Below are 23,248 nucleotides of genomic sequence, written 5' to 3'. Positions count from 1 at the left end.
ACGGCCTTCGGGTATGCTCGGCGCTTCAATGGACCTGAGGTGGTGGCGATGCAGAAGCGATCGAAGATCTGGTTGAGTGGTGCAGCCGTGGTGCTGCTGGCAGGATGCAACCGGACGCCCTCGGATGGAGGAGTGGCACCGCCTGCGCCAGCTACGGCGGACGAGGCCGCAACACCGGCCGCCGACCCAGCCGGTTCAACAGCCGCCGCCGATGGCGCCGCACTCACCGACCGTGAGGGCAAGGCTGTGCCGCTGGTGCCCTTCGACCCAGCCAGCGTGCCGCTGAGCGACGCCCCGCTGGGCGAATTGCCGTTCTTCAGCCTGCCGCAGGGATATGCACCGCAGAACGCGCCGCACCCGCGCGCCTGGGCGCGTTTCCCGTTCCGCATGGGTGATGGTGTGCATTGGGTGGAAGGCCCGAGCTGGTCGGCACGCATCGTGACCGACAGTGAAGCGGCCCCCGACAAGGCGTTCTCCGCGCTGGAAGTGCAGCGCAACTTCGACGGTGTGATCACCGCCGCCGGTGGCCGCAAGGTTTTTGAAGGCACGCTGCTGCGCGACATCTACTACGGCCCGCAACTGGAAGGCGAGATCGGTGGTGGCTTCATCGATGCGGTGAACGGTGAACAGGACGCGCCCACCACAGTCTACGTGCTGCGCCAGGCCAACCGCACCGTGTGGGTGCAGCTGGCAGTGGACAGCAATGGCGCTGGACTGGTGGTCGTGGATGACGTGCCGTTCAAGGCCACCGCGCAGTGGTCGGACAGCTTCCCGCACCTGTCCCTGCCGGCCGGTTATCGTGACCGGAACAAACCCGAGCAGCGTGATTTCGATGCCTTCCCGTTCTGGACCGGCGATCAGTTCGAACAGGTTGAGGGCCGCACCTTCGCTGCCGATTTCGACAAGGGCGAGCGCGAATACTCGATGCAGGAAGTCCGTCGCAATCTTGAGGCGATGATGGCCCAGGTCAACGGCACCAAGGTGTTCGAGGGGCGCATCCCGCACGAGGCGGCCGAGGGCGTGCCGAAGCAGGTGCAGTCGTCCTACGGCAATGCGGCCAGCTACAGCTGGGACAATTACAACACCGTGGTCTACCGCGCCGATCTGGCTGATGGTCGCCAGGTGTGGGTGCATGCGCGCCTGGAATACCTCAGCGCAGGCTGGGTGGTGGCCGAGCGCAAGGGTTTCACCCAGACCGCGGCGCTGCTGCTGGCCGATGCGTTGAAGAAGAAGCTGGACAGCGACGGCCGCGTGGCGATCCCGGTCAACTTCGCCACCGACAACGCGCAGATCCTGCCGACGTCCGAACCACAGCTGGCGCAGGTGCTGGACCTGCTGCGTGCCGACCCGTCGCTGAAACTGTCGATCGAAGGTCACACCGACAACAGCGGTGCGGCCGCGCACAACCGCAGCTTGTCCGAGGATCGGGCGCGTTCGGTGGTGGCGGCGCTGACCGCCAAGGGGGTCAACGCCGACCGCCTGCAGGCGGCCGGCTTCGGCGCCGACAAGCCGGTGGCCGACAATGGCAGCGAGGAAGGCAAGGCGCGCAATCGCCGGGTCGAGCTGGTCAAGCGCTGAACCACGCCCTCCTCAGTACCGCGCGTCCTTGGGTTTCGGGTCGCGCGGCCAGTCCTTGGCCTTGTTGGCGAAGTCCGGTCGGGGCTGGTTGATGAAGTAGCTGGCGATGTCCACCGCATCCTGGTCGGGCATCACCTGCTGGCCCAGTGGCGGCTCACGGGTCACCGCCGGCGGCATGTTGTGCTTGACGAAGCCGGCTGCCTTGTACAAGCGCGCCATGCCTGCGCCGATGTTGAAACTGTGGTCGCCCCATAGCGGCGGGGAGGCGATGTCACCGCTGGCGTCGCGCCGTCCTTCGCCGTTGTCGCCATGGCACGCGGCACACTGCACGGCGTACAGCGCCTGGCCACGGATCGGGTCCGGGGTCAGCGTGCTGTCGATGGGGCCCTCGCTGGGGGCGGCCACCTTTGCACCCTCTGGCACCGGACTGCTCAGCCACGCCATGTAGTCGAGCATCGCGCGCATCTGCGGCGCGTCCTTCGGCAGCGGTTTGCCGTTCATCGAACGCTGCAGGCAGCCGTTGATGCGCTCGGTCAGCCCGATCACCTTGCCCGGGCGCGGCATGTAACGCGGATAGGCACCGCCGCCGGTGTTGAAGTAGTGATTGCCGAAAGGCCGCTTGCCCTCGGCCATGTGGCACGAATTGCAGTTCAGATCGTTGCCGACGTTGTCCGGCAGCAGCCGTGCGGTCTCGTTGAGGATGCGGCGGCCAAGCATCACCGATTCGGCATTGCCGAGCCCGGCGATCTCCTCGGCACTCGGGGCGTGGTAGTGGCCGACCACTTTGCCCTGCGCATCGAGGATATCGATCGTGCTGGCTACGGCAGCATCCAGGTCCGGGTACAGATAGCGATAGGCGAGGGTGCCGGCACCGGCCAGCAGCACGAGGGTGACCACGCTGCCGACGAGCAGGCGGGAGCGTTTGCGCGAACGTTTCATCGTGCGGCCTCCTGCGGAACATAGTGCACCGGCTTGTCGCGCACCACCCGGCGCATGCGCGCCACGTCGACCTCGCTCACTGCGCTGGCCTGGTTGCCCCAGCTGCTGCGGATGAAGGTCAGGATCTGTGCCAGCTGCGCATTCGGCAGCTGTTCGAAGCCGGGCATGGTGAAGGCCATCCGGTCATGCGGGGTATGCGGCGTGCGGCCACCGATCAGGGTCACCTGCACCAGCGAGCTGGGGTCATCGGCGAACACGATCGAGTTGCCGGCCAGCGCCGGATAGACGCGGGCCATGCCGCGCCCGTCGGCGCGATGGCAGGCCTGGCAATGCTCGGCATAGGCGAGCGAGCCGGCCACGCGATAGTCGCCACTTCGCAGTGCGGCGGTGGTGGTGTCGGTACCCGGCGACCACTGTGCGCTGCGGCCCTCGCGCGCCGGCAGCTGTTTCAGGTAGCGCGCCATGGCCAGCAGGTCGGCGTCGGACAGATACTGGGTGCTGTGCTCGACCACATCGGCCATGCCACCGAAGGCTGCCGAGCGATCGGTGCGGCCGGTGCGCAGGAAGTCGACGATCTCGCCCTCGCTCCAGCTGGCCAGGCCGGTCGATTCATTGCGCAGGTTCTTCGCGTACCAGCCTTCCAGTACCGAACCGGACAGGAACTGGCGGCTGCCATCGTCGGCCATCGCCTTTTCCTGGAAGGCCAGCCCGCGTGGCGTGTGGCAGGCGCCGCAGTGGGCCAGGCCTTCCACCAGTTCTGCACCGCGCTGCTGGCTGGCATCCAGCGACGGATCCGGGTTGAACGTACGCGGGCGTGCGAACAGCAGCTGCCACCAGGCCAGTGGCCAGCGCATGTTGGCCGGCCACGGAATCGTGCTGTCGGCGTTATCCTGCTTCACCGGCTGCACCGAGCCCATGAAGTAGGCGTACAGCGCCTTGATCTCGGCATCGCTGGCGATCACGTACGAGGCGTACGGCATTGCCGGATACAACGGCTGCCCATCATGACGGATGCCGCGACGGACCGCGCGCTCGAAGTCGGCGTAGTCGTAGGCGCCTATGCCGGTGTCCGGATCGGGGGTGATGTTGGTCGAGTAGATCGTGCCCATCGGCGTCTGCATGCCGAGGCCACCGGCGAACGGCTTGCCGCCCGGTGCGGTGTGGCAGGCCGCGCAGTCGGCCGCGCGCGACAGGTATTGCCCCTGCGCGATCAATGCCGGATCGTGGATGTCGACCTGCGCCGTCTGTCGCGGTGCGAACCAGTAGGGCGTGGTGCGTGCGATGCCGTAGGCGGCGGCCACGGTGGCGGCCAGGGCAATGGCGAGCTTGAACGAGGTGCGCATGGCGGCACTGTGGGCAATCGCGCACGCGCGTTCATTGATCCGGATCAATGACTGAACGGATACAGCTTGTACACCAAGCTGAATCGTTCCTGCGTTGTCATCAAGCCGTCATCCGCGCGCGATAGATGGCCGGTCTATCGAGGCGTTAACGTCCCAGCCTGTCTGATTCACCCCTATGACGTGATATGAAGCGCCTGCTGCTGCTGTTGCTGGCGTGCGCCGGCCTGTGGCTGGCTGCATGCTCCTCCTCCATCAATGCCTCGTCCACCTCGCTCGCCGATCGGCTGATCGCACCGGGTGGCGTGTCGACCCTGCTCGATCGCCCGCGCATTGCCGCGGCCATCGCCGAACTGCCCAACCGACACGGCTTCGCGCCGGGCCGCGATGGCGTGCCGATCTTCTGGCGTGTGTTCGATCCCGGCGATTACGGCGCGCGTTACCACTACCTGCCGCAGCGCCACGAGAACGGCCTGCCGCTGGATACCGGCCTGAGCCTGGCAGTACCGCAACCGTTCCGTGCGCAGGCACCGCGCGGCACCGTGGTGCTGCTGCACGGCTGGATGATGAATGGTGATTCGATGCTGCCGTGGTCGTTGCAGCTGGCCGAGTCCGGCTACCGCGTGATCACCCTGGACCTGCGCAACCATGGCCAGTCCGGTGCCGGTCCGTCCGGATACGGCACCTACGAATCCGATGACGTGGTTGATGTGATCAGCGAGCTGCGTGCACGCGGTGAAGTGACCGGTCCGTTGTACCTGTTCGGTGTGTCCTACGGCGCGGCCACGGCGGTGTTCACCGCCGACAAGCTCGGTGACCAGGTGGAAGGCGTGGTGGCGATGGAATCGTTCGCCAATGCCGGTGTGGCGATCCGCACGATGATCCCGCACCTGATGGGACTGCAGCCGGAAGGCCTGAAGGCGCAGGCGGTGGCGTCGTACGCGCGCTGGCGCTACGGCGGCCAGGACATCAACCAGGTGATCGCCGCCGCCAGCCGCCGCATCGACGTTGACCTGGACCGCGTGGACGTGGCGCGCGCGCTGGCCGATACCCGCGCCTGCGTGCTGCTGCTGCACGGGCAGGGCGACCAGCACATTCCGGTCAGCCAGGGCCGCGAACTGGCCCAGGCCAATCCGCGCGCGCACTACATCGAGATGCGCGGCGAGGACCACATCACCCTGCCACTGCGGCTGGATCTGCTGGCGGGAGTGGTCGACGACTGGATGGCGCGCGACGAGCACCATCCGCCAAGTGCGTGCCCGGCACCGCAACTGCCGGCCCAGGCCGAGTGGCTGACGCGCAGCTGAGAAAAGGGGACGGAGGGGATTAAGTCGTTTCCCGCACACTTGCGCTAGAAACGACTTAATCCCCTCCGTCCCCTTTTTCTGTCAGGCCACTCGTCGTGCCAGTGATCGCGCGGATGCGGCTACGCCCAGCAGCAATGCGGCCACGCACAGGAAGGCGAAGCCGAGGCTGGTGGCGTGTGCGAGTGCGCCGATCGCTGCCGGGCCGGCGAGGATGCCGGCGTAACCCAGCGTGGTCACCGCGGTGATGGCGATGCTCTCCGGCATCACCCGCTGCTGGCCGGCCATCGAGAACAGCGCCGGCACGATATTGGCGCAGCCCAGCCCGACCAGCACATAGCCCGCCAGCGCCACCGGGAACGACGGTACCAGCGTGGCCAAGGTGAAACCGGCTGCGGCGGTAATGCCGCCGAAGACCAGGGTGCGGGTCCGGCCGAGGCGCTCGACGATGCCGTCGCCGAACAGGCGCATCGCGGTCATCGCCAGGGTGAACAGCGCGAAGCCGGCGCCGGCCTGATCACGCGGCACCTGCCGCACTTCGGCCAGGAACACCGCGCTCCAATCCAGCATCGAGCCCTCGGCGAGGAACACCACGAAGGCCAGCACGCCGATGAACAGCACCACGCCGTGCGGCAGCGCCAGCAGTGGGCCTTCGTGCAGGATCCGTTGCGGTCGCCAGTGCGGCGCCGACAGCACCGCGACCAGCAGCAGTGCCGCCACCGAAACCAGCGCGGCCAGCCACAGCGGCGTACCCAGGATCAGCAGGCCGGTCATGCAGCCGGCGCCGACGAAGCCACCGATGCTGTAGAAGGCGTGGAAGCCGGACATCATCGCGCGCCCTGCGTCGCGCTCGACCGCCACCGCCTGCATGTTCATCGCACAATCCAGCGCACCGACGCCGGCGCCGAACACGAACAAGGCTGCACCCAGTGCCACCGGCGAGGGCGCCAGCACCAGCAAGGGCAGTGCGCACAGCATCATCGCGCAGGTGATCACCATCACCCGGCGGCAGCCCAGCCGCCCGGTCAGTGCACCTGCCAACGGCATCGCCAGCAGCGAGCCGAGCCCAAGGCACAGCAGCACGGCGCCGAGGCTGGCGTCGGACAGCCCGGCCTTGGCCTTGGCGTAGGGCACCATGGGCGCCCACGCGGCGGTGGCGAATCCGGGAATGAAGAAGGCGGCGCGGGTGGCGTGCTGCTGGGCACGTGGGGATGAAGGCGTCATGCGCGATGCAAAGCTCCAGGGGATGTTTATGAAAACGTTTTCAGATCGGCTCGGCAAGTGCCATGCGTGACATCGGGCGACGCATACGATTGCAGTGACCCGATCGCGTCACTGGTGATTAACGTCGCCCACGGACAGTGGCTGCACGGTCGGCATCCCGCCGGCCGCTGCCGGAGATCCGTACATGAGCACGACACCGACCATCCTCCTCGTCCATGGATTCTGGGGCGGGGCCGCACACTGGGCCAAGGTGATCCTGGAACTGCATCGCAACGGCCACGACCGTGTGCAGGCGGTGGAACTGCCGCTGACCTCCCTGGCCGACGACGCAGGACGCACCCAGAAAATGATCCGGCAGATCGACGGGCCGGTGCTGCTGGTCGGCCACTCCTATGGCGGCGCGGTGATCAGCCAAGCCGGCAACGAGCCCAACGTGAAGGGCCTGGTCTACATTGCCGCTTTCGCGCCTGATGCCGGCGAGAGCCCCGGTGGCATCACCCAGCAGCACCTGCCGGAGGCGGCGCCGAACCTGGCACCGGACAGCGATGGCTACCTGTGGCTGCGTGCGGACAAGTTCCATGAGAGCTTCTGCCAGGATCTGAGCGAAGACGAGGGCCGGGTGATGGCGGTGACCCAGAAGGCGCCACTGGCCAGCACCTTTGGTGACGCAGTCAGCGACCCGGCGTGGAAGCACAGGCCGAGCTGGTACCAGCTGTCCCGCCACGACCGCATGATCGCGCCGGAAAACCAGAAGGCCATGGCCACGCGCATGCAGCCCAAGCGACTGCTTGAGCTGGACGCCAGCCATGCCTCGCTGGCCTCGCAGCCGAAGGAAGTGACCGCGCTGATCCTGGAGGCCTGCGCCGCCATCGGCGGCTGATCCCGCGGCAGCACACCGCACGACAGCCGGGGCGCAGGGGAGTACACTCCTGCGCCTGCGGCCATCCGGTCGCGTCCCCGTCTTCCCTCCAGCCGCCGCCAGAGGATCCCACCCGATCGTGGAGGTCCCCTCGTGCTGTCTGTGCCTGATGCCCGTATTCCGTCCCCCTTGCCGCGTCGCCGTGCGTTGCCGCAGGCGCTTGCCCAGGGCCTGCTGATCACCGCACTGGCCAGCAGCGGCATCGCAGCCGCGCAGTCCGCCACGGAGCCGGACAAGGCCGCCGAGGCCCCGGCATCGCAGACCCTGCAGACCGTGCAGGTCACCGCCAACCTGCTCGGCACCATCACCGAGGGCAGCGGCGCATATACGCCCGGCACCATCGCCACCGCCACCCGCCTGGTGCTGACCCCACGGCAGACGCCACAGACCATCAGCGTCATTACCCGCGCTCAGATGGACGACTTCGGCCTGAACGGCATCGATGACGTCATGCGGGTGACCCCGGGCATCAGCATCGTGACCTACGACAGCGAGCGCACCGAATACTACGCGCGTGGATTTGCCGTGCAGAACTTCCAGTACGACGGCATCCCGATGTCGCGCGACTCGGCCTATTCGGCGGGCAACACGCTCAGCGATACCGCGATCTATGACCGCATCGAAGTGCTCAAGGGCGCGACTGGCCTGCTCACCGGCATGGGTGATCCGGGCGCGACCATCAACCTGGTGCGCAAGAAGCCGGGCAAGGAGTTCGCCGGCAGTGCGACGCTGGGTGTCGGCCGCTGGGATGACTATCGTGCCGAGATCGATGTTGGCGGCCCGTTGACCGCCGATGGACGCGTGCGCGGTCGCGCGGTGGGCGCCTGGCAGGACAAGCATTCCAATCTCGACTTCTACCAGCGCACCAGCAAGGTGGGCTATGCGGTGCTGGAGGCCGATGTGGGCGAGCGTACGCTGCTGACCGTGGGTGGCGATGCGATGGACAGCGACCCGAAGGGCTCGACCTGGGGTGGCATCCCACTTCTGGACAGTGCCGGCAACTTCAATGACATGCCGCGCTCGTTCAACAACGGCACGCGCTGGAGTGGCTGGCGCCAGTATGTGCGCACCGGCTTCGCCACGTTGGAGCACACGTTCAACAATGAGTGGGTTGCCAAGCTGCAGCTCAACCATCAGGTCAATGGCTATGACGCCGCACTGGCCGGTGCCGCCGCCGGCAATCCCGATCCGTTGACCGGCGAGGGCGTCAGCCTGTGGCTCGGCAAGTACGTTGGCAAGACCGTCAGCAACGCCGCCGATTTCTACGTCAGCGGGCGCTTCGGGCTGCTTGGGCGCGAGCATGAGCTGGTGGTCGGCGGCAGCGCGTCGCGCAAGCGCTGGACCAACACCGGCTACGGGCCGCAGGAGGGTTTTCCGGACACCGTGCCGGACTACCGAAGCTGGAATGGCGACATTGCCGAACCGCAGTGGCAGCGCACCTACGACAACAATGAAGTGACCCGCGAGAATGGCGTCTACGTGGTAGGCCGCTTCGACGTGGCTGATCCGTTGAAGGTGATCGTTGGCAGCCGCCTGGCCAGCTACCGTTCGCCACAGACGCGTGAGACCGGCGTGTTCGTACCGTATGCCGGCGTGGTCTACGACCTTGGTGAGCACTACTCGGTGTATGCCAGCTACAGCACCATCTTCAAGCCGCACAGCGAACGCGACGAGCAGGGCAAGGCGTTGGATCCGCTGGAAGGGCGCAGCTACGAGATGGGTCTGAAGGCGGAATTCTTCGATGGCCGCTTCAACACCAGTGCGGCGCTGTTCCAGCTCGACCAGGACAACTTCGCCCAGCCCACCGGCGGCAAGACGCCGGACGGGCAGGATGCGTATCGCGCCCTGATGGGCGTGCGTACCAAGGGCTACGAGCTTGAAATGTCGGGCCAGCTGGCGGAAGGCTGGCAGGTGCAGGGTGGGTTCTCGCACAAGATCGCCCGCCAGGCTGGTGCCAAGGTCACCACGCTGGAGCCGGAGAACCAGTTCAGCCTGCACACCAGCTATCGCCTGCGTGGCGACTGGAAGGGCCTGACGCTGGGCGGTGGTGCGCGCTGGCAGGATTCCACTTTCGGTGAGATCACCAACCCGGCCACGCAGGCCAAAGTGGTGCATCGCACCCAACCGTACTGGTTGCTGGATGCGATGGCGCGTTATGAATTCAGTGATCGCCTGTCGGCCACGCTCAACGTCAACAACCTGCTGGACAAGCGTTACTACACGATCTTCAGCTGGTACAGCACCTACACCTGGGGTGAGCCGCGCAACGTGCGGTTGGCGATGACGTACAGGTTCTGACGCCGGTTTTGTTGAGCCGAGCCCACGCTCGGCTGGCTGTCAAACCGCAGCCGAGCATGGGCTCGGCTCTACACATACGCCCGCGATGCTTTTCGGCATCGCGGGCGTTGTCGTTACAGCGGCAGGTCGAACACCAGCACTTCGGCGTCGTTGCCGTTTTCCAGGGTCAGCTGCGCTTCGTCGCTGACCTGCAGCGCATCACCGGCTTCCAGAGTGATGCCATTGACCTGCAGCTGGCCACGCGCCACCTGCACATAGGCGCCACGGCCGTTGCCGAGGGCGTGGTGCAGCTTCTGGCCGCCATCGAGGATGGTGGCGAAGATGCGGGCATCCTGGTGGATGCGCAGCGAACCGTCGGCACCGTCCGGCGAGGCGATCAGACGCAGCTGGCCGCGCTTGGTCTCCGGCGCGAAGTGGGTCTCCTCGTAGGACGGCGTGATGTTCTCCGCGTCCGGGAAGATCCAGATCTGCAGGAAGTGCACCGGCTCATCGGCCGAATGGTTGAACTCGCTGTGGCTGACACCGCTGCCGGCGCTCATGCGCTGCACGTCGCCGTAGCGCAGCACCGAGCCGGTGCCCATCGAGTCCTTGTGCTCCAGCGCGCCGCCCAGCACATAGGAAACGATCTCCATGTTGCTGTGGCTGTGGGTGCCGAAGCCCTGGCCGCCGATCACCTTGTCTTCGTTGATCACCCGCAGCGGGCCGAAGCTGACGTAGCGCGGGTCGTAGTAGTTGGCGAAGGAGAAGGTATGGCGTGAGGACAGCCAGCCATGCTCGGCCAGGCCACGGGTAGCGCTCTTGCGGATCTGCAGCATGATGGAATCTCCTTGTTCGATGGTTTCGATGGGGCGGGGTGGGGCTGTAGCCGCCGTATTTCCCCGTTGGAGAGAAGTATCCGCTTGCGCCCGGGGTTTGAAAAACGGATAGTTTTGACAGCCATCATCGAAAAATTCGAATGCTCAAGCTCAGCCTCGATGCCCTGCAGATCCTGGATGCCATCGACCGCCGCGGCTCCTTTGCCGGCGCCGGCAAGGCCCTGCACAAAGTGCCCTCGACCATCTCGTACACCGTGGCCAAGCTGGAGGAGGACCTGGGCGTACAGCTGTTCGACCGGGTTGGCCCGCGTGCCGAGCCGACCGAGGCCGGACGCGCCCTGCTGGACGAGGGCCGGCACCTGCTGCGCGCCGCCCGCGAGCTGGAGCTGCGGGTGCGCCGGGTGGCGTCGGGCTGGGAGACCGAACTGACGCTGGCGGTGGACTCGGTGTTCCCGACCTGGCTGCTCGGCCCGGACATCGCTGCGTTTCGTGAGGCCGAGGCGCCGACCCGGCTGCGACTGATCGGCGAGGCCCTGTCCGGCACCTGGGAGGCCCTGCTGGACCGCCGCGCCGACCTGCTGGTCGGCGCACCGGGCGAGGGGCCCAGTGGCGGCGGTTACGTGGTCGAGCCGCTGGGAACGGTGGAGTTCGTGTTCGCGGTCGCCCCCGGTCATCCGTTGGCTGCAGTGCCGGGCGTGCTCGGTCGCGAGCAGCTGGTCGAACACTGCGCGATCGCGGTCTCTGATTCGGCGCGACGGCTGCTGCCGCGCACGGTCGGCCTGTTGATGGGGCAGGAGATGCTGACCGTGCCCGACATGGCCAGCAAATTGAAGCTGCAGTGCGAAGGTGTGGGCTTCGGCTTCCTGCCCGAGCCGTGTGCGCGCGCGGCGGTGGCGCGTGGCCAGCTGGTGATCCGTGAGGTGGAGGAACACAAGCCGGAAGAGACCTTCTGGCTGGCTTGGCGCACCGGCGAGGATGGCGCGGCACTGCGCTGGTGGCGCGAGCGCCTGCGCAGGCCGGAGCTGCTGTCGCAGTGGTGGCAGTCAATGGCCAAGGGGTAGAGGTACGGCAGGGCTGCGCCCTGCACCCGCTACGGGCTGGAGCGACAGCAACAGCAACAGCAGAAGCTGGTTTCCTGTGGGGAGGCGGGGTGGGGCCGGTTGCGGGGGGCGCTGCAAGTCCCCCTCCGGGGCCCGGCCCAGCCGCTGGCGGCTGTGCGTTCGGGCGCTTGCGAAGCAATGCTTGCGCAAGCAAAGCGCCCTCACCCATGTAAGCTCGGTCGCCGCATCCATGCGGCTCACGCCCCCGCAACCGGACCCACCCCGCCTTCGACAGTTTTCCGCGACCTGTCGGAACGGCGTACTGCTCTGGTAGGTGTCGACCTTGGTCGACACGGTAGATCCACGCCATGCGTGGATGCTCTTCGATCAATTATCGAAATACTCGAACTCGATGGAGTCATCCACGCATGGCGTGGATCTACCAGATCGCGGAAATCTGTCAGAGGTGGGGCGGCATGGGCAGGCAGGACCGTTGGCGGCATGGATGCCGCCATCGAGCCCCCATGGATGGGTTTACGGCGTGTCCTGCCTGTCCATGTCGCCCCGCCAACCCACGGAATGCCAGCTTTTGCTGTTGCCGTTGCCTTGGCTTGAAGCAGCTGCAGGTGCAGGGCGCAGCCCTGCCGAAAAACACACATAAAAAAACAGCAGGCCGGGGCCTGCTGTTTCGGTGTAATGGTGCGCCCGGAGAGATTCGAACTCCCGACCGCCTGGTTCGTAGCCAGGTACTCTATCCAACTGAGCTACGGGCGCCAATTACATAAACCTGTTGTGCTGACTGTGTATGGTGCGCCCGGAGAGATTCGAACTCCCGACCGCCTGGTTCGTAGCCAGGTACTCTATCCAACTGAGCTACGGGCGCGCGGTACACAATCAACTTACTGCTTAATTTTACTGCATTTTCAGCGGCGGATGCTGAAAACCTGTCGAGTGGTGCGCCCGGAGAGATTCGAACTCCCGACCGCCTGGTTCGTAGCCAGGTACTCTATCCAACTGAGCTACGGGCGCCCTGCGACAGGAGCGGAATTATGCGGATGTCGGCGCGTACCGTCAACAGTTTTGTGAAAATTTTCATCCAACTGAATGAAAAAGCTGTCAGCTACAGCCTCCGGCGCTTTCAGCCACGCGAAATGATCGGCGCGCGTGCCCAGTTCCTGCGCGGACAGCACACGCAGCTGCGCGTCCACATTCGGCAGCTTCGCCAGCAGCGTCTGCATCGATCCGGTGGGTGCCAGCCAGTCGTGCTCCATCAGCACCGCCTGTGCGCTGCCGTGCACGCGCGCCATCTGCGCATCGAGGTCTTCGTCCATGCCGGCAGCGGCGTAGTGGTTGTTCAGGCCCACGCGTGCCCAGTCGGCAATGAGCCCGCGCGCTTCGGTGCCACCAAAGCCGAGGCGACGGCCATGCAGTACGCCCTGGCGCTGCGCGATCCACGGCAGGAAGCGGTAGACCAGTGGTAGCAGCCAGCCACGCGGTGGCGGGAACCCGCGCCAGAACGGTGAACCACTGGCGGCCAGCCACAGCCGGTTGAAGTAGTGCGGATTGCGGCCGGCATGCACGCAGGCCAGCTGCCCACCGAGGCTGTGTCCACCGATGATCCAGGGCAGGGCGCCGGCCTCGTCATCCACTGCGGCCAGGACCGCCTGGCTGGCCGGCAGATCCTGTTCGAGTACCTCGCGATAGCCCCAGTCCTGCGTGCGCGACGGGCGCAGCGAACTGCTGCCATTGCCGCGCCACTCATGCAGGTAGACCGCCACGCCCTTCGCCGCCAGCGCCAATGCCAGTGGCAGGTAGTGACGCGCGGCCACGCCCAGCGCCGGCAGCCACAGCAGGCGCGCGACGGGCTGTGCGGGCACGCAGGCGATCACTTCGTAGCGATGGCCATCAGTGCACTGCACGGCAACGACGTCCGGTGCGAGACTCATGCGTGCGGTGCCGCGCCGAAGTGATCGAGTACCAGCACCTCGCTGCGACCAGGCGCGTAGCCCTGCTGCAGGCCGCGCGCAACGTAGTCGATACCGGCTTCGCAGGCATTGGCCAGGCTCAGGCCGTTGCACAGCTGCGCGGCGATGGCCGAGGCCAGCGTGCAGCCTGTGCCATGTGCGTCCAGCGGCAGGCGGGCGTGGATGAATTCTTCGCTGCTGACGCCGTCGAAGTAACGATCGATCACGCGATTGCCCTCATGCAGGTGGCCGCCCTTCAGCAGCACGGCGCCGGCACCGAGGTCGAGCAGGGTGGAGGCAGCCTGCTCGGCGTCATCGCCGTTGCTGATCTTCCGGCCGATCAGGAGTTCTGCTTCCGGCGTATTGGGCGTAACCAGCGTTGCCAGCGGCAGCAGGCGCTCACGCATGGCCTTGAGCGCACTTTCCTCCAGCAGGCGCGCGCCGCTGGTGGCGACCATCACCGGGTCCAGCACCACGTGTGGCGGGCGGTGCTTTTCGAGTGCGTTGGCGACGGCATGGATCACTTCGGCGTTGGCCAGCATGCCGAGTTTCACCGCATGGATATCGAAGTCATCGAAGCAGGCTTCGATCTGCGCCTGCAGGAATGCGATCGGTGGCACGTGCACGGCGGTGACGCCACGGGTGTTCTGTGCGGTCAGTGCAGCGAACACGGCCAGGCCATGTACGCGGTGCGCGGCGAAGGCCTTGAGATCGGCGGGGACGCCAGCGCCGCCGCCGGAGTCGGAGCCGGCGATGGTGAGGGCGGAAACAGGAGTGGTCGGGCTCATCCAGTGATTGTGCCGTGGTCCCGCTGGGGAAGGTAGATCCACGCCATGCGTGGATGTCCCTGATTCAATGCCGCCAACGCGCCCACTGCTGGTACAGCACATAGCCCAGCCCGGTCAGGCCGGTCAGCAGGGCCGGGGCGAGCAGGGCGTCATACTGCCAGCGCATGAACAGCCAGGCGCCGAGGATGCCGCCGCCGAGGAAGCCGCTGATGATCAGGCCGCTGAGGGTCAGCCGCCGTACCTGCAGCGGCAGTCCGCGCAGCAGGTGGCCCAGGCCGATGCCGAGGTCGGTGAACATGCCGCTGAGGTGGGTGGTGCGCACCACCGCGCCACTGAAGGTGGTGGCCATTGCGTTCTGCAGGCCGCAGGCCATGGCGGCGGCCAGTGCACCCCATATCTGATGCTGTTCGAACAGGGGGATGGCCACCAGCAGCAGTGCCGATTCCAGTGCCAGTGCCACGCCGTAGCGGCGGCCCAGCTGCAGGGCGCTGTCCTGGATCAGCAGGCCGCTGAGCATCGCGCCCAGCGAGAACGCGATCAGCAGCCCCCACAGGTGGCCGACCGCACGCCAGTCGCCCTGTGCCAGGGCCATGCCCAGCTGGCTGGTGCTGCCGGTCATGTGGCTGACCGCCTGGTGCTCGAACCCCAGGAAGCCGACCACGTTGACCATGCCGGCCACGCATGAAAGCGCGACCGCGCCGATCCAGACCCAGGTGGGCAGGCGTATTCCCATCGGCGGGGCCCCTCAGGGCCCGCCGAAGCCGCCGTTGAACTGCAGCTCGCTGAAGGTGTTGTTGGCAGGATCGAACACCGCGCCCCAGAACTGCGTGCCGCCGTCACAGACGCGGATCGCTTCCCGTGCCGGGTTGATGCCGCTGTCGTCGGGCAGATGGAAGGCGTTGATGTAGATCAGCCGCTTGCCTGCGCTTTCGATGCCAACGTACTGGCGGTCGAAGTCCAGCACCTTCGGTACCTGTGCCTCCAGCGACGACAGCTGCGCTTCCAGCTGGTCGATCTGCTGCCGGCTGGGCGCCCAGTAACCGCTGACCCGCCCGGCCTCGCGGCCGGGGCTGGCGCGCGAGCAGGTGTCGAGCACCTGCGCGGCGATGATCGGGCGGGTGACCACCCAGGACTGGCCGGTACGCTCGGCGGTCGGCACGCTGGCCGGGCCGCGCGTGGTGGTGCAGGCGCCGAGCACGGCTGCGAGGGTGATCGCAGCCGTGGGCAGCAGCAGACGGGTACCGCGGTTCACAACACCTCCGAAGCGTAATCGGCCAGGCGCGAGCGCTCGCCTCGGCGCAGGGTGATGTGCGCACTATGCGGCCAGTTCTTGAAGCGATCCACCGCGTAGGTCAGGCCCGAGGTGGTCTCGGTCAGGTACGGGGTGTCGATCTGCTCGACGTTGCCCAGGCAGACGATCTTGGTACCGGGGCCGGCACGGGTGATCAGCGTCTTCATCTGCTTCGGGGTGAGGTTCTGCGCCTCGTCCAGGATCAGGTAGCGCGACAGGAACGTGCGGCCGCGCATGAAGTTCATCGAGCGGATCTTGATGCGGCTGGCCAGCAGGTCGTTGGTGGCCTGGCGCCCCCAGGTGCCGCCTTCCTGGTTGTGCGTGAGCACTTCCAGGTTGTCGGTCAACGCGCCCATCCACGGTGTCATCTTCTCTTCCTCGGTGCCGGGCAGGAAGCCGATGTCCTCGCCGACGCTGACCGTGGCGCGGGTCATGATGATCTCGCGGTAGCGCTGCTGGTCCATCGTCTGCGCCAGGCCGGCGGCCAGCGCCAGCAGGGTCTTGCCGGTGCCGGCGGTGCCCAGCAGCGTGACGAAATCGATCTCCGGGTCCATCAGGGCATTGAGCGCGAAGTTCTGCTCGCGGTTGCGTGCGCTGATGCCCCACACGGCGTGGCTGCCGTGGCGGAAATCATCGACCAGCGACAGCACCACCTTGCCATCGCCGACCACGCGGCTGACGCGCAGTTCGACCTCGTCTTCGCCGGGCAGGTAGACGTACTGGTTCGGGTACCACTCCTCGCCATCCTGCGCGAGGATTTCGTAATGCGTGCGGCCCTTGTCGCTCCAGCTGCGCAGGTCATCGCCGTGGCGCTTCCAGAAGTCTTCCGGCAGTTCGGTTGCGCCGGTGTAGAGCAGGCTGAAATCGTCCAGCGCACGGTCGTTCTCGTAGTCCTCGGACACGATGCCGGCGATGGCGGCCTTGATCCGCAGGTTGATGTCCTTGGAAACGAACACCACCGGCAGGTCCGGGGTTTCTTCCTTCAGCGCGAGGATCGCGCCGAGGATGGCATTGTCGGGAATGACCTTGCCAAAGCTCTTGCCCGCGTCGAAATGGCTGGTCTGGAAGCGCAGCTTGCCGGCGCTCTGCTTGCCGCGCAGCTGCAGACCATTGGGGCGCTGCAGCGGAATGCCGTCGGCCAGGTTGTCCAGGCCGGATTCCTGCACCAGCTCATTGAGGAAGCGGCTCACCTGGCGGGCGTTGCGGCTCGCCTCGGAGGTGCCCTTCTTGCCGTTGTCCAGCTCCTCGATCACCTGCATGGGCAGGTAGACGTCGTGCTCCTCGAATTTGAACAGCGCGGTGGGATCGTGCATCAGCACGTTGGTATCCAGCACGTAGATGCGCTTGCCTCGGGTCATCGTCGATTCCTGGTTACGGACAGGGAAAAACCACCACGGCCTGCTGCGGGGCAGGGTGATGGCAGACACAGTAGGCAGTGGGACTCACTTGGACTGGGAGGCCTTCAGTTCGGCGAGAACGGCATCGGCATGGCCGGCAACCTTGACCTTGCGCCAGGACTGCACGATGCGGCTGTCGGGGGAAATCAGGAAGGTGCTGCGTTCGATGCCACGTACCTGCTTGCCGTACATGTTCTTCATCTTGATCACGTCGAAGGCGCTGCACAGCGCTTCGTCGCCATCGCTGACCAGCGGGAAGTTGAAGCCCTGCTTGGCACAGAAGTTGTCGTGCGACTTCACCGAGTCGCGCGAGACGCCGAGTACCACCGCGCCTGCCTTCTTGAACTTCGGCAGCAGTGCGTTGAAGTCGATGCCTTCGGTGGTGCAGCCAGGGGTGCTGTCCTTGGGATAGAAGTACAGCACCAGCCAGTGGCCGGCGTAGTCGCCGAGAGTGGCCTGTTCGCCACCGGACAGCGCCAGCGGCAGGGAGAGGGTGGTGCTGTCCAGGGTATCGCCGTTGTTCATGAGGTCCTTCTGTCGAGCCTGGGTTCTTTCTACGACAATTGCATGAAACGCCACGCGCCCGTGAGAGGCGCGCGAAGAATCAGAATTTCATCGGGTCCATGATCGCGTCCAGGTTCAGGTGGTCGCAGAATTCAAGGAAGTCGTCGCGCAGCGCGGCGATGTGCATGTTGGCTGGTACGCCGATGGTGACCTGCGCGCTGAACATCTCCGCACCGGTCTGCATGGCGCGGTAGCGCGTGCTCTGCAGGTTCTCGATGGTGATGCCCTGGCGGTCGAAGAAATCGGCCAGCTGGAACAGGATGCCCGGCTTGTCGGCGGCGATCACCTCGACGATGTACGGCAGCAGGTTGGACTGCGCCTGCTTGGCCGCGGTGCGGTACCAGACCAGCTTCAGGCCTTCCTCGCGCTCCAGCCGGGTCAGCATCGCCTCCAGCTTGGCCACCGAATCCCACGAGCCGGTGGCCAGGGCGGTGACCGAGACATCGCGGCCGACCGTGGCCAGGCGCGCGTCCACCAGATTGCAGCCGCTGTCGGCGATGCGGCGGGTGACGGACAGCAGGGGGGACTCCGGATGCGTCGTGTAGGCGTTGATCAGGAGGTGGTTTTCGCTCGGCGCGGGGCGCGGGGTGGTGTCGGTCAAGGCGATTCCGGGTAATGCATGCGTTAGTCTGAATGCCCGCCAGAGGCGGGGATCCACCGGTGTCCAGCATACTTGCCCGTGCTTTCGCGCCGCAAGTAACATTCAGGTCAGTCCCGGCCTTTCGTGGCGGGCGTTTTCCCTTCCCAGCCAAGAGCAGCACGTCCTTGTCCCTTTCCGGCCTCATCACCGCGCTGGCGACCCCGTTCCGGGCCGACGGCGCCCTCGATCCCGACGGTTGGCAGCGCCTGCTGCATCTGCAACTGGAAGGTGGCGTCCATGGCGTTGTCGTTGCCGGCTCGACCGGCGAAGCGGCAACCCTCACCGATGCCGAGTACGACCTGCTGCTGGCCAGCGCGGTCGAGCGCATCGGCGGTCGCATCCCGGTCATGGCCGGCACCGGCCTGTCCGGTACCGCCAAAACCATTGAACAGACCCGCCGTGCCGCCGCGCTCGGCGCCAGCCATGCGCTGGTGGTCACCCCGCCGTACGTGCGGCCGACCCAGGCCGGCCTGATCGCCCACTACCGCGCGGTCGCCGACCAGGGCGGGTTGCCGGTCGTGCTGTACAACGTGCCCGGCCGTACCGGTTGCGACATGCAGCCGGAGACCGTGGCCGAACTGGCCAGCCACCCCAACATCGTCGGCATCAAGGAGGCGGTGGGCGACACCGGCCGGGTGCAGGCGCTGCTCGCCCTGCGCAACCCGCAGTTCGCCGTGCTCAGCGGCGACGACGGTACGGCCGCGCGTTCGATCCGGGCCGGTATCGACGGCCTGATCTCGGTCGGCTCCAACGTGCTGCCCGGCGCCTACCGCCGGATGTGCGAGCTGGCCGCCGCCCATGACCACGAAGCCACCGAGTCCTGGGATGCGCGCCTGCAGCCGTTCCATGAGTTCTGCGGCGTTGAACCGAACCCGATCCCGGTCAAGGCGCTGCTGCGCCGTATCGGCATCGGCCACGACCTGCGCCTGCCGCTGCTGCCACTGTCGGCGCCGCATCATCCGGCGGCCGACCACCTTGCCGGCGACATCGCCGCCCTCGAAGCCCTTTCCAGCCACTGACCTTCCGTCTTGGTCTGACCCAGGAGATTCACATGCGTCAATCCGTATCCACCGTCCGCGTGCTGTCCTACGCCCTGCTTGCGGTGGCCGTTGCCGCCGGCACCACCGGCTGCTTCAAGCGTGGTGTCAAGGGCGACTACGCCCTGGCCCCGGAAATGCGTCCGCTGGAAGTGCCGCCGGACCTGAACCTGCCGGCGACCACCGGTGACAACAAGGTGCCGACGCTGGCATCGGCGACCAAGCCGGCCGCGCCTGCGGCTGCGGCCCCGGCCGTGGGCAACACCGGTTTCACCATCGCCGGCGGCAAGGACGAGGCTTTCGCCAAGGTCGGCACCGCGCTGGAAGGCGTGGAAGGCGTGACCATCGCCAGCCGCGCGCAGCTGCTGGGCTCGTATGACGTGGCCTACGAAGGCAGCAACTTCCTGGTCCGCGTGGTCGCCGTCGATGCTGGCGCCTACATCTCCGCGGTCGACCCGCGTGGCCTGCCGGCCACCGCCGAAGCCCCGGTGAAGCTGATCGCCGCGCTGAAGGCGAAGCTGGCGCAGTAAGCGCCGGTCGGGTGGGGGCGGGCCAGGTCCGCACCTGCCTGGCAGAGACCGACCTTGGTCGGCGCTTCTGTGCCAACCAAGGTTGGCACCTACCGGATCGTGCGGTTGGCATCTGCCGAGCAACGAAAAAGGGCGCCCATGGCGCCCTTTTTCGTTGCCGCAGCAGGCGCTTCTCAGCGCTCCAGCAGCTTCAGCTTGTCCGGCTTGCCGTCCCATTCGCCGGCGTCGGCGGGCGGGTCCTTGCGCACGGTCAGCACCGGCCACTCCTTCGCCAGCTCGGCGTTGAGGGCGACGAAGCTTTCCTGGCCGGCAGGAACATCGTCCTCCGGGAAGATCGCGTTGACCGGGCACTCCGGTTCGCAGAGGGTGCAGTCGATGCACTCATCCGGGTCGATCACCAGGAAGTTCGGGCCTTCGTGGAAGCAATCCACGGGGCACACTTCCACGCAATCGGTGTGTTTGCACTTGATGCAGTTTTCGGTGACGACAAAGGGCATGGGCTGGGGGTGGATCGATTCCTGAACCTGCCAATTCTAGAACAGGTTGGCCCCCGGTGTCGGCGCGGGGCGGAAATCGGACGTCTGGCAGGCGCGGCCGTGGCGGTCATTGGCGGCAGGGCGAGGCCTGTGCGACGCTGCGGGTCAGCCGGCTGCGTCGGATGGCCGGCCCCCTTCCCAGCAGGATCGTCCATGTCCCCAGCCCAGCCCAACATCGCCTCCCATGGTGGTGAGAACACTGCATTCATCGTCCTGATCAGCTGCGTGGCCACCCTGGGTGGATTCCTGTTCGGCTTCGACAGTGGTGTCATCAATGGCACGGTCGATGGCCTGCGCCAGGCCTTCAACTCCAGCGAGGCGGCGCTCGGTTTCGAAGTCGCCTCGATGCTGCTGGGCTGCGCGATCGGTGCCTTCCTGGCCGGTTGGCTGGGAGATCGCCTGGGCCGTCGTGGCGTGCTGATCGCCTCGGCGCTGATGTTCCTGGTCTCGGCGCTGGGTGCCGGTGCCGCTCACGCCTCCTGGCTGTTCATCGCCGCACGCGTGCTTGGCGGTTTCGCGGTGGGCGCGGCCAGTGTGATGTCGCCGGCCTATATTGCCGAGGTGGCCTCGGCGCGCTATCGCGGGCGTTTGGCCACGGTGCAGCAGATGGCGATCATCTGCGGCCTGTTCGCAGCTTTCCTCAGCAATTACCTGCTGGCCCGTGCCGCCGGAGCGTCGACCGAGCCGCTGTGGCTGGGCCATGAGGCCTGGCGCTGGATGTTCTGGATGCAGGCACTGCCGTCGGGGCTGTTCCTGCTGTTGTTGCTGGTGATTCCGGAAAGCCCGCGCTTCCTGGTCCTGAAGGGGCGTCAGCAGCAGGCGAGGGCGGTCCTGTCGCGGCTGTACGGCGAGGCCGCAGCGGCGGCCAAGCAGACCGAGATCGAAGCCAGCCTGGCCCAGGACCAGCACAAGCCGCGCTTTGCCGACCTGCGCGACACGGTCAGCGGCAAGCTGCGCCCGATCCTCTGGGTCGGCATTGGTCTGGCCATGTTCCAGCAGCTGGTCGGCATCAACGTGGTGTTCTACTACGGCGCGGTGCTGTGGCAGGCGGTGGGCTTCTCGGAAAGCGATGCGCTGCTGATCAACGTGCTGTCCGGCGCGCTGAGCATCGGCGCCTGTCTGCTGACGGTGCTGTTGATCGACCGCATCGGGCGCAGGCCGCTGCTGTGCATCGGCTCGGTCGGCATGTCGGTGGCGCTGGTGCTGATGGTGGTCGCCTTCGCCAGTGGCAGCCTGGCCGATGGTCGACTGCAGTTGTCCGACGGAATGGGTCGACTGGCGCTGGTTGCAGCCAATGTCTACGTGGTGTTCTTCAACATGTCATGGGGCCCGGTGATGTGGGTGATGCTGGGCGAGATGTTCCCGAACCAGATCCGCGGCCCGGCGCTGGCGGTGGCGGGTGCCGCGCAATGGACCTCGAACTTCGCGATCACCGTGACCTTCCCGATGCTGCTGGCCGGCATCGGCCTGGCAGGGGCCTACGGCATCTATACGGTTGCGGCCATCCTTTCGATCTTCTTCGTGGTCCGCTATGTGCGCGAGACCAAGGGCAAGGAACTGGAGCAGATGGAAGGCTGACGGCCGGCCTGTGTTTCAGCGCCTCCTTTCTCCGTGGGGAGGCTGCAGGCCAGCCGATCCAGGACACGCCGTAAACCCATCCATGGGGGCTCGATGGCGCCATCCATGGCGCCAACGGTCCTGGATCGGCTGGCCTGCAGCCTCTCGACACATTGCGGGTGGCGGACGCAGGTCTGCGCGTCGGGATTGAATTGGCTGCGGAGGAGCGAGGCTGTTCGTGCCGCCGTCGCGGGAAACTGTCAGGAGGGGGTGGGTCACCCTTGACTGGACCGTTTGATCTGGCCCCCTGAAAACGGACGCCATGAAGCCGTTTCAGGCGGCAGCCCGGAGCTGCCGGGCGTAGTTGTTAGGCGAGTGGTAGCCCAGCGCCGAGTGTAGCCGGGCTGGATTGTAGAAGCCGTGGATGTAAGCAGCGATGGACTGGCTGGCTTGTTCTCTACTGGCGTAAGGCTCGGCAGCCTCTTCTGTCTTGAGCGTGGCAAAGAAGCTCTCGGCCACCGCGTTGTCCCAGCAATTGCCAGGCCGGCTCATGCTTTGGACCACCTCATGGGACTGCAGCAGCTGGCGAAACTGGTTCCCCCAGTACTGCCCACCACGATCTGAATGGAAGATCAGGCCGGGTCGTTGTGGATGCAGAGCCCAAGCATTGGCAAATGCTTTCACCACCAGCTCTTCAGTCAGACGCTTGGAAACACTGTAGCCCAGCACCTGCCGGGTCTGGACGCTGATGACCACGGCCAGATGCAGCCATCCCTGGCGGGTGGGGACATACGTGATATCCCCGACCCAGGCCGTCGGTCCGGTTCCGGGGGCAAATTGCCGATCCAGCAGGTTGGGGGCGAGCTGAGATGAGCCGCCGGAGGATTTGGGTCGGAATCGGCCTTTGGTCTTGCCCTGGATTCGCTCCTCGGCCATTAACCGTGCCACGCGCTTGTGGCCGACTGGATGATTCCTGGCTCGTAAGGCCCTGACCAGCCGACGTCGCCCATAACTGCGCTTGCTGGTCACATGAATGGCCCGAAGCTCGGTACGGAGGGCCGAATCGACATCGTACGTTTGGGCACACTGCCGGCGCAGGTAGTCATGGAATCCAGAGACAGAAACCCCAAGAACCCGACACAGCAACCTGGTCGGGTAGTGAGTCCTTTGACTGGCGACGAAGGCGTACCTCACTTGGACTCTCTGGCAAAGAACGCCGCCGCTTTTTTTAGGATTTCCCGCTCCATCTTCAGATTGGCGTTCTCGGCCCGAAGGCGGCTGATCTCGCTTTCCAGGTCGGTGGCTGGCCTGCGAGCCTCAGAGGTCAACGACCGGCCAGCACGGACCGCGTCAAGCCAATTTGCCAGCGTCTTGACCGACATCTCCAGCTGACGGGCCGCTGCGGCAGGTCCGAGCGACTCGGCCAACTCCACGGCTTGGTGCTTGAACTCATCGGTGTAGCTACGACGGGTGATACGGGACATAAG

General features: G+C 66.2%; 22 protein-coding genes and 3 tRNA genes. 8 read left to right on the top strand and 17 right to left on the bottom strand.

Going from position 1 to position 23,248, the window contains the following annotated elements; genetic code table 11:
* Window positions 1-48: 48 nt before the first annotated feature.
* Window positions 49-1,578 (top strand): OmpA family protein, encoded by a 1,530-nt coding sequence (locus ACJ7C5_RS09070; protein ID WP_412703701.1) that lies wholly within the window; start codon window positions 49-51, stop codon window positions 1,576-1,578.
* Window positions 1,579-1,590: 12 nt separating this feature from the next.
* On the opposite strand, the gene ACJ7C5_RS09065 is transcribed toward ACJ7C5_RS09070, so the two are convergent.
* Together ACJ7C5_RS09065 and ACJ7C5_RS09060 are read right to left on the bottom strand one after the other, a co-directional pair.
* On the bottom strand, window positions 1,591-2,517 hold the full coding sequence (locus ACJ7C5_RS09065; protein ID WP_412703700.1) for a c-type cytochrome: 927 nt from the start codon (window positions 2,515-2,517) through the stop codon (window positions 1,591-1,593).
* Complete coding sequence (locus ACJ7C5_RS09060) at window positions 2,514-3,860, bottom strand: c-type cytochrome (RefSeq protein ID WP_412703699.1); 1,347 nt, start codon at window positions 3,858-3,860, stop codon at window positions 2,514-2,516. Before ACJ7C5_RS09060 ends, ACJ7C5_RS09065 begins: the two co-directional genes overlap by 4 nt.
* A gap of 185 nt (window positions 3,861-4,045) precedes the next feature.
* Here ACJ7C5_RS09060 and ACJ7C5_RS09055 point away from each other — a divergent pair, with 185 nt between their 5' ends.
* Window positions 4,046-5,164, top strand: a complete 1,119-nt coding sequence (locus tag ACJ7C5_RS09055) for an alpha/beta fold hydrolase (RefSeq protein ID WP_094000035.1) — start codon at window positions 4,046-4,048, stop codon at window positions 5,162-5,164.
* Between the two features lie 81 nt (window positions 5,165-5,245).
* Here the strand turns inward: ACJ7C5_RS09055 and ACJ7C5_RS09050 are convergent, their stop codons facing one another.
* Complete coding sequence (locus ACJ7C5_RS09050; RefSeq protein WP_097049882.1) at window positions 5,246-6,385, bottom strand: MFS transporter; 1,140 nt, start codon at window positions 6,383-6,385, stop codon at window positions 5,246-5,248.
* Window positions 6,386-6,569: 184 nt separating this feature from the next.
* Here ACJ7C5_RS09050 and ACJ7C5_RS09045 point away from each other — a divergent pair, with 184 nt between their 5' ends.
* Window positions 6,570-7,265, top strand: a complete 696-nt coding sequence (locus tag ACJ7C5_RS09045) for an alpha/beta hydrolase (protein ID WP_412703698.1) — start codon at window positions 6,570-6,572, stop codon at window positions 7,263-7,265.
* Window positions 7,266-7,397: 132 nt separating this feature from the next.
* Window positions 7,398-9,602, top strand: a complete 2,205-nt coding sequence (locus tag ACJ7C5_RS09040; protein ID WP_412703697.1) for a TonB-dependent siderophore receptor — start codon at window positions 7,398-7,400, stop codon at window positions 9,600-9,602.
* Window positions 9,603-9,715: 113 nt separating this feature from the next.
* Here the strand turns inward: ACJ7C5_RS09040 and ACJ7C5_RS09035 are convergent, their stop codons facing one another.
* The gene (locus tag ACJ7C5_RS09035) at window positions 9,716-10,417 is read right to left on the bottom strand and encodes a pirin family protein (protein WP_046985863.1); all 702 of its coding nucleotides are present in this window, start codon (window positions 10,415-10,417) and stop codon (window positions 9,716-9,718) included.
* Window positions 10,418-10,557: 140 nt separating this feature from the next.
* Here ACJ7C5_RS09035 and ACJ7C5_RS09030 point away from each other — a divergent pair, with 140 nt between their 5' ends.
* Window positions 10,558-11,478 (top strand): LysR family transcriptional regulator, encoded by a 921-nt coding sequence (locus ACJ7C5_RS09030; RefSeq protein ID WP_097049880.1) that lies wholly within the window; start codon window positions 10,558-10,560, stop codon window positions 11,476-11,478.
* Window positions 11,479-12,154: 676 nt separating this feature from the next.
* Here ACJ7C5_RS09030 and ACJ7C5_RS09025 read toward each other — a convergent pair.
* The 10 genes from ACJ7C5_RS09025 to ACJ7C5_RS08980 all read right to left on the bottom strand — a co-directional run bounded on the left by ACJ7C5_RS09025 (window position 12,155) and on the right by ACJ7C5_RS08980 (window position 18,062).
* Window positions 12,155-12,231: transfer RNA gene (locus ACJ7C5_RS09025), tRNA-Arg, on the bottom strand.
* A 32-nt stretch (window positions 12,232-12,263) separates the two neighbouring features.
* Window positions 12,264-12,340: transfer RNA gene (locus ACJ7C5_RS09020), tRNA-Arg, on the bottom strand.
* A gap of 69 nt (window positions 12,341-12,409) precedes the next feature.
* Window positions 12,410-12,486, bottom strand: a tRNA-Arg gene (locus ACJ7C5_RS09015).
* Window positions 12,477-13,403: an alpha/beta hydrolase family protein gene (locus tag ACJ7C5_RS09010; RefSeq protein ID WP_412703696.1), complete on the bottom strand. Its 927-nt coding sequence runs from the start codon at window positions 13,401-13,403 to the stop codon at window positions 12,477-12,479. Before ACJ7C5_RS09010 ends, ACJ7C5_RS09015 begins: the two co-directional genes overlap by 10 nt.
* Window positions 13,400-14,209: a bifunctional hydroxymethylpyrimidine kinase/phosphomethylpyrimidine kinase gene (gene thiD, locus ACJ7C5_RS09005; RefSeq protein WP_412703695.1), complete on the bottom strand. Its 810-nt coding sequence runs from the start codon at window positions 14,207-14,209 to the stop codon at window positions 13,400-13,402. The genes ACJ7C5_RS09010 and thiD overlap by 4 nt, the downstream gene beginning before the upstream one ends.
* 64 nt (window positions 14,210-14,273) lie before the next feature.
* Window positions 14,274-14,942, bottom strand: a complete 669-nt coding sequence (locus tag ACJ7C5_RS09000; RefSeq protein WP_097047840.1) for a YoaK family protein — start codon at window positions 14,940-14,942, stop codon at window positions 14,274-14,276.
* Between the two features lie 12 nt (window positions 14,943-14,954).
* Window positions 14,955-15,461 carry a hypothetical protein gene (locus ACJ7C5_RS08995; protein WP_097047841.1) on the bottom strand — a complete coding sequence of 169 codons (507 nt, stop codon included), beginning with the start codon at window positions 15,459-15,461 and terminating at the stop codon, window positions 14,955-14,957.
* Window positions 15,458-16,858: a PhoH family protein gene (locus ACJ7C5_RS08990; protein WP_010484287.1), complete on the bottom strand. Its 1,401-nt coding sequence runs from the start codon at window positions 16,856-16,858 to the stop codon at window positions 15,458-15,460. Before ACJ7C5_RS08990 ends, ACJ7C5_RS08995 begins: the two co-directional genes overlap by 4 nt.
* An 84-nt stretch (window positions 16,859-16,942) precedes the next feature.
* Window positions 16,943-17,422 carry a peroxiredoxin gene (locus ACJ7C5_RS08985; protein ID WP_049445310.1) on the bottom strand — a complete coding sequence of 160 codons (480 nt, stop codon included), beginning with the start codon at window positions 17,420-17,422 and terminating at the stop codon, window positions 16,943-16,945.
* A 79-nt stretch (window positions 17,423-17,501) separates the two neighbouring features.
* Entirely contained in the window at window positions 17,502-18,062 is a 561-nt protein-coding gene (locus tag ACJ7C5_RS08980; protein ID WP_005409051.1) for a glycine cleavage system transcriptional repressor, read from the bottom strand.
* 164 nt (window positions 18,063-18,226) lie between these two features.
* Between ACJ7C5_RS08980 and dapA the strand changes: the two genes are divergently transcribed.
* On the top strand, window positions 18,227-19,120 hold the full coding sequence (gene dapA / locus ACJ7C5_RS08975) for a 4-hydroxy-tetrahydrodipicolinate synthase (protein WP_094000025.1): 894 nt from the start codon (window positions 18,227-18,229) through the stop codon (window positions 19,118-19,120).
* A gap of 32 nt (window positions 19,121-19,152) precedes the next feature.
* Entirely contained in the window at window positions 19,153-19,668 is a 516-nt protein-coding gene (locus ACJ7C5_RS08970; protein ID WP_305098759.1) for a hypothetical protein, read from the top strand.
* 173 nt (window positions 19,669-19,841) lie between these two features.
* Here ACJ7C5_RS08970 and fdxA read toward each other — a convergent pair whose 3' ends face one another.
* Entirely contained in the window at window positions 19,842-20,165 is a 324-nt protein-coding gene (fdxA, locus tag ACJ7C5_RS08965) for a ferredoxin FdxA (protein ID WP_004153066.1), read from the bottom strand.
* Between the two features lie 192 nt (window positions 20,166-20,357).
* Between fdxA and ACJ7C5_RS08960 the strand changes: the two genes are divergently transcribed.
* Window positions 20,358-21,782, top strand: coding sequence for a sugar porter family MFS transporter (locus ACJ7C5_RS08960; protein WP_412703694.1), 1,425 nt, complete (start codon window positions 20,358-20,360; stop codon window positions 21,780-21,782).
* A gap of 312 nt (window positions 21,783-22,094) precedes the next feature.
* Here the strand turns inward: ACJ7C5_RS08960 and ACJ7C5_RS08955 are convergent, their stop codons facing one another.
* Both ACJ7C5_RS08955 and ACJ7C5_RS08950 read right to left on the bottom strand, forming a co-directional pair.
* Window positions 22,095-22,955 carry an IS3 family transposase gene (locus ACJ7C5_RS08955; protein ID WP_412703693.1) on the bottom strand — a complete coding sequence of 287 codons (861 nt, stop codon included), beginning with the start codon at window positions 22,953-22,955 and terminating at the stop codon, window positions 22,095-22,097.
* A partial coding sequence (locus ACJ7C5_RS08950) for a transposase (RefSeq protein ID WP_412703692.1) occupies window positions 22,952-23,248 on the bottom strand: 297 nt, incomplete at its 5' end. The genes ACJ7C5_RS08955 and ACJ7C5_RS08950, both read right to left, overlap by 4 nt.

The sequence above is a fragment of the Nocardiopsis yanglingensis genome (assembly GCF_045809185.1).
Classification (GTDB): Bacteria; Pseudomonadota; Gammaproteobacteria; order Xanthomonadales; family Xanthomonadaceae; genus Stenotrophomonas; species Stenotrophomonas yanglingensis.
The sequence above is the reverse complement of the archived record's forward strand: the minus strand, read 5'-3'. Positions and strand labels throughout refer to the sequence as shown.